Source organism: Okeania sp. SIO2F5 (assembly GCF_010692685.1).
Taxonomy (GTDB): domain Bacteria; phylum Cyanobacteriota; class Cyanobacteriia; order Cyanobacteriales; family Microcoleaceae; genus Okeania; species Okeania hirsuta.
The window spans coordinates 42,628-50,116 of sequence record NZ_JAAHGU010000034.1 but is presented as its reverse complement, the minus strand read 5'-3'; the positions used below and the strand labels follow the sequence as shown (position 1 = coordinate 50,116).

Below are 7,489 nucleotides of genomic sequence, written 5' to 3'. Positions count from 1 at the left end.
AATTATTTAGCCCAACGATTTTGACTTTGTTCTAGATGTTCTAATAATTCTTGTTTATTCAAAGAAGGTTTTTTACATATCAAACCTTGGCAAACTAACCCTACATAATTTTTTGGTAAATCTGCTTCAACTTTATAAATAGTAGTAGGAAAATACTCAGTAATTAAACTAGAAATTTCTGCTTGAGAAGTTCTAACTAAAGTTTGGTTTCTATACCAGTCAAGAGCAATAAATAAACTCGGACAAGCTTGAGGAGATTTTTTCATTATGCTGCTAAAAGTTGTTAAAGCTGACTCAGCTTGGTCGAGATAATATAATTCTTCAGTTAGCAAAGATAGACGTACTAAATTAGCAACTGCTATGCCATTTGCCGCCGGAGTTGCATTATCAATATAGTTTCGTTCTCGTAATATTAATTCTCCACTAACGTCGCTCGGTGAATTGTAATAACCTGATGCTTCTAAACTCCATAAAAATTTATCAAATTCATCTATGCCATTTGCCGCGGGAGTTGCATTGTCTATATAGTTCTGTTCTCGTAATATTGATTCTCCACTAACGTCGCTCGGTGAATTGTAATAACCTGATGCTTCTAAACTCCATAAAAAATTTATCAAATTCATCTTGTAATTTTACTACTAACGTCGCTAGGTGAATTGTAATAACCTGATGCTTCTAAACTCCATAAAAATTTATTAAATTCATCTTGTGATTTTACTGCTGTTTCTAGCCAAAAATTAGTATTTGATGAACTAATAGAAGCTTGTTGTAAGTCTAGCAAAGCTTTTATAAATAAAGCAAGAAGAGGTAATTGTAAATTATTAATTTTTAATTGTTAATTATTGAATGCTGTTTCTAGCCAAAAATTAGTATTTGATGAAGCAATGGAAGCCTGTTGTAAATCTAGCAAAGCTTTTATAAATAAAGCATAGTCTTCCACTTTAGAAAAAGTAAGGCAGAAGGCAGAAGGAAAGAAAAGGTTAGGAGGGAGAAAGTTTTTTGATTGCGCTTTCCATTCAATGCAGGCATAAAATGCTGGAATATCCCCTGATAATTCCTACTTTCTTCCTACTGACTCCCAACTCCTGACTCCTAAATTATTTAGCCCAACGATTTTGACTTTGTTCTAGATGTTCTAATAATTCTTGTTTATTCAAAGAAGGTTTTTTACATATCAAACCTTGGCAAACTAACCCTACATAATTTTTTGGTAAATCTGCTTCAACTTTATAAATAGTAGTAGGAAAATACTCAGTAATTAAACTAGAAATTTCTGCTTGAGAAGTTCTAACTAAAGTTTGGTTTCTATACCAGTCAAGAGCAATAAATAAACTCGGACAAGCTTGAGGAGATTTTTTCATTATGCTGCTAAAAGTTGTTAAAGCTGACTCAGCTCGGTCGAGATAATATAATTCTTCGGTTAGCAAAGATAGACGTACTAAATTAGCAACTGCTATGCCATTTGCCGCCGGAGTTGCATTATCAATATAGTTTCGTTCTCGTAATATTAATTCTCCACTAACGTCGCTTGGTGAATTGTAATAACCTGATGCTTCTAAACTCCATAAAAATTCATCAAATTCATCTTGTAATTTTACTGCTGTGTCTAGCCAAAAATTAGTATTTGATGAATTAATAGAAGCTTGTTGTAAGTCTAGCAAAGCTTTAATAAATAAAGCATAGTCTTCTGACTGCGCCATTACTGCAGGTTTACCTTCATAATTTAATCGATGAAAACGTCCGTTAACCCACTGATTTTTGATGATGAAATTAGCAGCATTAACGGCTAATTCTAGATATTCTGAATTGTTAAATACTGTGGCTGCTCGTGCCAATCCAGAAATCATTAAACTATTCCAAGCAACAATCATTTTAGTGTCTGTTACTGCCGGAATTCTACCAGGCCAATTATTATTTTTTGCTTCTTGGTTATTGGTTGCTGGTGGAAAAGTTTTTACAGAAGAAGGTTTGGCTCCATACCGTAATTCAAACAGTTTAGATAAGGAGTTTTCTAAAGTTTCACTTAACTCTCCTGCTTGCTTTCTTTGTAAGACAATTTTTCCCTCGAAATTGCCAGTAGATGCGATAAAAAATTGTTCTGATAGTTCAGATAATTCTTCTGAGGTTAATAAATTTTCTAATTCTTGATAATTCCAAATATAGAATGCACCTTCTTCCGGTTCAGCTTCATCTGGAGTGGTAAAACTATCAGCATCTTGAGCAGCATAAAAAAATCCGTCTGGTGCAGTCATTTCCCGTTTTAGCCAATTTATTGTGCCAATAATTCCTCGTTTAAAAGCTGCTTCTTGATGTCCTGCACTCCATAAATTAGCCAAATATTCAACAATTTGACCATTATCGTAGAGCATTTTTTCAAAGTGGGGAACTGTCCAAGTTGCGTCTACTGTATAACGATGAAAACCTCCGGCAACATGGTCATAAATTCCTCCTAATGACAGATTTAATCCTCGTTGTAAACAAATTTGATTACCATCATATTGAGATTCAAAATTAAATCTTGTTCCTTGTAATGCTCCTTGTCCATAAGGTATCATGGGAAAACTTTGTTGAGAGTAGCGATCGCTAATAATTGCGGTACTAACTTCTAAACCTTTTTGCAGTATCTCTTCGCTTAAATCTTCTGCTTCTGGTAATAAAACTGATTTTCTTAATCCCTCTAACATTTCGGATTTTAAATCGTTAAGTTTATTTTTTTCAATGTCATAAAATCCCCTAATCTTTTGTAAAACTTCTAAAAATCCTGGTCGTCCATAGCGAGGTTCAACAGGGAAATAAGTACCACCAACAAAAGGTGTTAAATCATCAGGAGTTAAGAATATATTTAACGGCCAACCACCCTGTCCAGTTAACATTTGTAATGCCTGCATATAGATACTATCTACATCAGGTCGTTCTTCTCGATCTACTTTTATTGGTAAAAATTTTTCATTCAAATATTGGGCGATTTTTTCATCAGAAAAAGCTTCCCCTTCCATAACGGTACACCAGTGACAACTTGAATAACCAATTGATAGAAAAATTGGCTTATCTTCTCGCCGTGCAGTTTCTAAAGCTTCTTCACTCCACGGCCACCAATCTACAGGATTTTCTGCGTGTTTGCGGAGATAAAGACTTTGAGATTTAGCTAAACGATTGGTCATTTTTTCTTACTCCCTAGTTATTGTTAATATTGTCAATTATTCTGGTACTTTGAAAAGTAAATGATTAACATTTCCGCAGATTATAACGTATTTATGAATTTTAGGGCTTGATTTGTAAGAATTCAGCTATTAGCAGTCAGCACTTCAGCAATTAGTAATTATTCATTACTTCTCAGGTTTGGCAAGGGGACCCATGACATTCAACAATTAATAATTAATAATTAATTATTAATATAGCAATATGATTTGAGTTGTGAGACATTGAAAACTTTTAGGGAACAGGTAAAAGGGAACAGAGAAGAAGAAAAAAACGTATCATATAAATATAATAATTGCTATATTCTATACTTTTAAGGAACATCTCAATTCTCACAACTGATTCCTGATTGCTATAATTAACAATTACCTCTCCTTGAAAAGAAGAGGATTGACTCAAAGGAACAATTTTTCTTCTCTTGGTCGATTGGATATGGCGAGGTCTCTTCGCTATCCCTCGACCGCTTGTTTCTCCTTTAAAGGAGAGGCTTTAAACCTTAATTATTCGGTAAATTTTTATTATTTCTCAATTTCAAAGGTTGCTTTTACGCAGACCCAAAATTAATTGCTGTTTGCTTAGTAATGAATAATTAGTTCGTAAGTATTCAGCTATTAGCGTTCAGCTCTCAGCTTTTTAATAAATAGACTTCTTGCAGAAGTCATGGGATAGGAAATAAAGGGATTAAATTGTTGATTTAATATCTTGAATTGATTTAATTAATTTTTACAAGAGATATAATTAAGTAAGCATTTGTTTGACTTTGACTACATTTTAAACCCATAAATTTGAAGTACAAGAACGACTAGCTTGCGTTAAAGATAATTAAGCTGATAGCTGATAGCTGACCGCTGAATGCTTACATTAGTTCTAAGGTTTTATTTTGGGACTTTGGCAGTAAATTTTTATTATTTTTCAACTTCAAACGTTGCTTTTACGCAGACCCAAAATTAATAGCTGATAGCTCATAGCTGACGGCTAAATGCTTACATCTAAATTTTGAATAAAGCCAAAAATTTATCGCTTTTAGGGAAAAGGGAATAGAGAAAAGAGAATAGGAAAAAAGTATTTTGGCAAATATTGAGATACACCCGTTTATTGTCGATCAAGAAGGTAGATAAAAAATAATTTATTCACATTTTTTTCTCTTATTCAATAATTAATTATGAATAATCAATTGCCACTTATATCGTAAGCATTCAGCTATTAGCGGTCAGCTTTTTAATAGACATCTCCTCCATACATAGGGAGTAGGGGGAAAGAATCGATAATTGCTGTGGGATAATTGATTTGATTTTTTATGATTAGAGATGTGCATTCATTTAATTTCTACTACATTCTCAACCAGATATTCGTACTCTGAAGCTTTGATAAAATTGCTTTTTTCTCCTTTAAAGGTAATAAAGCTGATAGCTGATAGCTGACTGCTTACCTTATACCTAAAAGGAAGAGGATTAGTATAGCAAAATAAATTATTGATGTTTTTGTTTTTTATATAAGAGTACTCAAACCTTAACTATCTATTAGTAATCGTAATTTATATTTCTATTTACTCTCAATAATCATCAATATGTAATGCCAATTACCAAAAGCAATGCTTTACTTGTGTAAAACTTCAACTATTAAGTAAATAATACGAGCCAAATCACCTTTTTGATGATTATTAGTTAGTTAATACTAATTATTATGATGTTTACTTCTCCCACATTCCCCTACTCCCCCTCCTGGGAGGGGTTAGGGGTGGGTCCCATGCCCAATAAAATGTAGAAAAGTTTTTGAGAAATGGTATAAATATTTTTACTTCCACTTTTTTCCTTCCTCAATAATTTATGAATTACTCAAGAAGAGACTTCCATAAAATCGCTATACAATTTTCTTTAGGAGCGGGAATAGCTCCAATTTTATCAAAATATCTAAATCTCAACTTGTCAGAAAATTTATTAGAGAATAAAGTCAAAGAATTTTTTGCTTATCTCGACCCAGAGATTGATTTATTAATTCCCACATATTTGGGAAATGACCAAAGAAGATTCTATGGTCGTGGTACACCAGATAATTTTAAAGTTCTAGATAAGTTTAAATTAGGAACAGGTGTAACTTATGTAGGTAAAACTAGAAAAGTATGGAGTGGAGCTGGATGGACAGGGCAACCCACTATTACTAAAGATAGAGGAAAAACTTATTTAGTTATTGGTAGTTACGATCATCTTTTGCGCAAAATAGATGTCGCGAATAATCAGGAAGTTTGGCAATATAAATTTGATGATGTGATTAAAGGTTCAAGTACGGTTTATATTGATGAAACTGCGAATGAAGAGAATCGTATTGTGATTTTACAAGGCAGTAGAACTGGGAGAGCAAAAAAAGGAATTGCCCCTAGTTTTCGTGCTATTTCTTTTAGAACAGGGAAAGAAATTTGGCAACTAGATATTAGAAAAACTCGCAGTTATAGTCGCGATAATGATAGTTCTGCTTTGCCATTAGGAAATAATTTGATTTTCAATGCTGGGGAAAATGCTATTGGTTATTTTATTAATAGTTCTGTCAGTAAAGCTAAAATAAAATCTTCTATTCTGCAGCCAGAAGTATTATCCGAAATTAAACTTTATGTAGATAGTGATGTTAGAAGACAAGGGGGAAATATTGTCTCTGAATCATCTCCCGCTAGATTGGGTAATAGAATTTTTTTAGCAGCAGGTTCCGGACATATTTATGGTATTGATATAGAGAGTAAAAAGATAGTTTGGGATTTTTATACAGGTTCAGATTTAGATGGTACTGTTGCTATTTCTAAAACTGGTAAATTATTTTGTGCGATTGAAAAACAATTTATTCCTGGAAATGGTGGGGTGGTGAAATTAAACCCTAATAAAAAAAATCAGGAAAGTGTAGAATGGTTTTTGCCTACAGGTAACATTAAATTTAATAGTTGGTTAGGAGGTATTATTGGGTCGGTAGCGTTGAATGATGAATATAATAATTATGGTGAATTTCCGGCTTTATTTGCTACTAATGCTATTGATGGATATCTATATATTGGTTCCCAAGATTTAACTACAGGAAATCAACTTAAAGGACCTTTGAAAAAGTTTAGTTATGATACCCCTCTAATCCTGTTTAAGCAGAAAATTGGTCCTTCAATTTCAACGCCAATTTTTACTGATGGAAATAAATTGGTAACTGCTGGATATAATGGGGTTTATATATTTAATTTGAATTGGGAATTTGCGAAACCTGACGAGGAAAATGTTTTACCTAATGCTCAAGGAGAATTTTTCCGTTTAATAGTAGAAGAAGCTGGCAAATTTACGGGTAAAGTTTCTTTTGAATCTACTCCTATTGTATGGGATGGAATTATTAGAATTTGTGGTCGGGATGGTTGGTTATATAGTTTTGGTTAAAATTCAGGAAGAGGGAAAAAGTCAAAGATAAGCAGTTTCCAACTTTCCGGAGGTAAAAAATTTGTTCTGGACATCAGGGAGAATCCCCACAGAATTTGTTCGTGGCCAATGATGGCGACAATCCCGACACCAGTAGTCGCAGTGTCCTGTTGTCATGTTTGTACTTTTGCATTTTGGACACTCTAATTTTTGAAATATAGTAATGTGCGCTGGCATATTTACAAATTACAAGAGGTGTCCAATAGCTAAAAGTCTTATATTATAGGTTTTTTATTCCCCCTTCCGGAGCTGTTGCCTGTTGCCAGATGAGCTGTTGCCTGTTGCCTGCGCACAGCGCTATACTTTATAGCTCATCTTCGTTTATATGAATTTTGGTATGTGGGCAATAATCAAATTTTTTTTCAAGAAAATATTCAATCGTTCCGAGATCAAGGCAATGATTATTGACATAACGTATAATACTTTTATCTTTATTGCCCGACGGAATTCCCTAATCTATTGGTATCATTTCGGTTGTTTTCAACCTGATTTTCCAGCCTTCCAATGTAACAAGAAATTTTCCAGATCCAAAACATCACACCTGTGAAACTGGTAATCGTGCCGATAGTTATCACTGTCTGTGGAGCCATTTCTTTTAACTGTCATTGAAAACTCAATGGCTGAGACTCCTAACAGTCCAAGATTCCTACAAATTAAAGCGATTAAAATTGGTGCAATTCAAGCTAAAAAAAGTTTTCTTTTGGCTTTAGTGATAAAAAAACTTTCTCCTTCTGTTCTCTTTTCTTCCCTCCTGACTCGTGTACGTCGCCAATCCGACGGCTCCCCTACCTGACTTCTTACTCCTCCGTCGTTTATTTATAACTGTTCAACCAGACATGATATAAATGTAGATT

Annotated in this window: 4 protein-coding genes; 1 reads left to right on the top strand and 3 read right to left on the bottom strand. The window is 33.5% G+C overall.

Annotation, left to right across the window (positions count from 1 at the left end; translation table 11 throughout):
* Positions 1-2: 2 nt before the first annotated feature.
* The 3 genes from F6K27_RS13935 to F6K27_RS13925 all read right to left on the bottom strand — a co-directional run bounded on the left by F6K27_RS13935 (position 3) and on the right by F6K27_RS13925 (position 3,161).
* Positions 3-623, bottom strand: a complete 621-nt coding sequence (locus tag F6K27_RS13935; RefSeq protein WP_287276738.1) for a hypothetical protein — start codon at positions 621-623, stop codon at positions 3-5.
* Positions 620-781 (bottom strand): hypothetical protein, encoded by a 162-nt coding sequence (locus tag F6K27_RS13930; protein WP_161565002.1) that lies wholly within the window; start codon positions 779-781, stop codon positions 620-622. Before F6K27_RS13930 ends, F6K27_RS13935 begins: the two co-directional genes overlap by 4 nt.
* A 316-nt stretch (positions 782-1,097) precedes the next feature.
* A complete protein-coding gene (locus F6K27_RS13925; RefSeq protein ID WP_287276737.1) occupies positions 1,098-3,161 on the bottom strand; it encodes a thioredoxin domain-containing protein in 2,064 nt (687 codons plus the stop codon).
* A 1,863-nt stretch (positions 3,162-5,024) separates the two neighbouring features.
* Between F6K27_RS13925 and F6K27_RS13920 the strand changes: the two genes are divergently transcribed.
* Entirely contained in the window at positions 5,025-6,596 is a 1,572-nt protein-coding gene (locus F6K27_RS13920) for a PQQ-binding-like beta-propeller repeat protein (protein ID WP_124144591.1), read from the top strand.
* Positions 6,597-7,489: the final 893 nt, after the last annotated feature.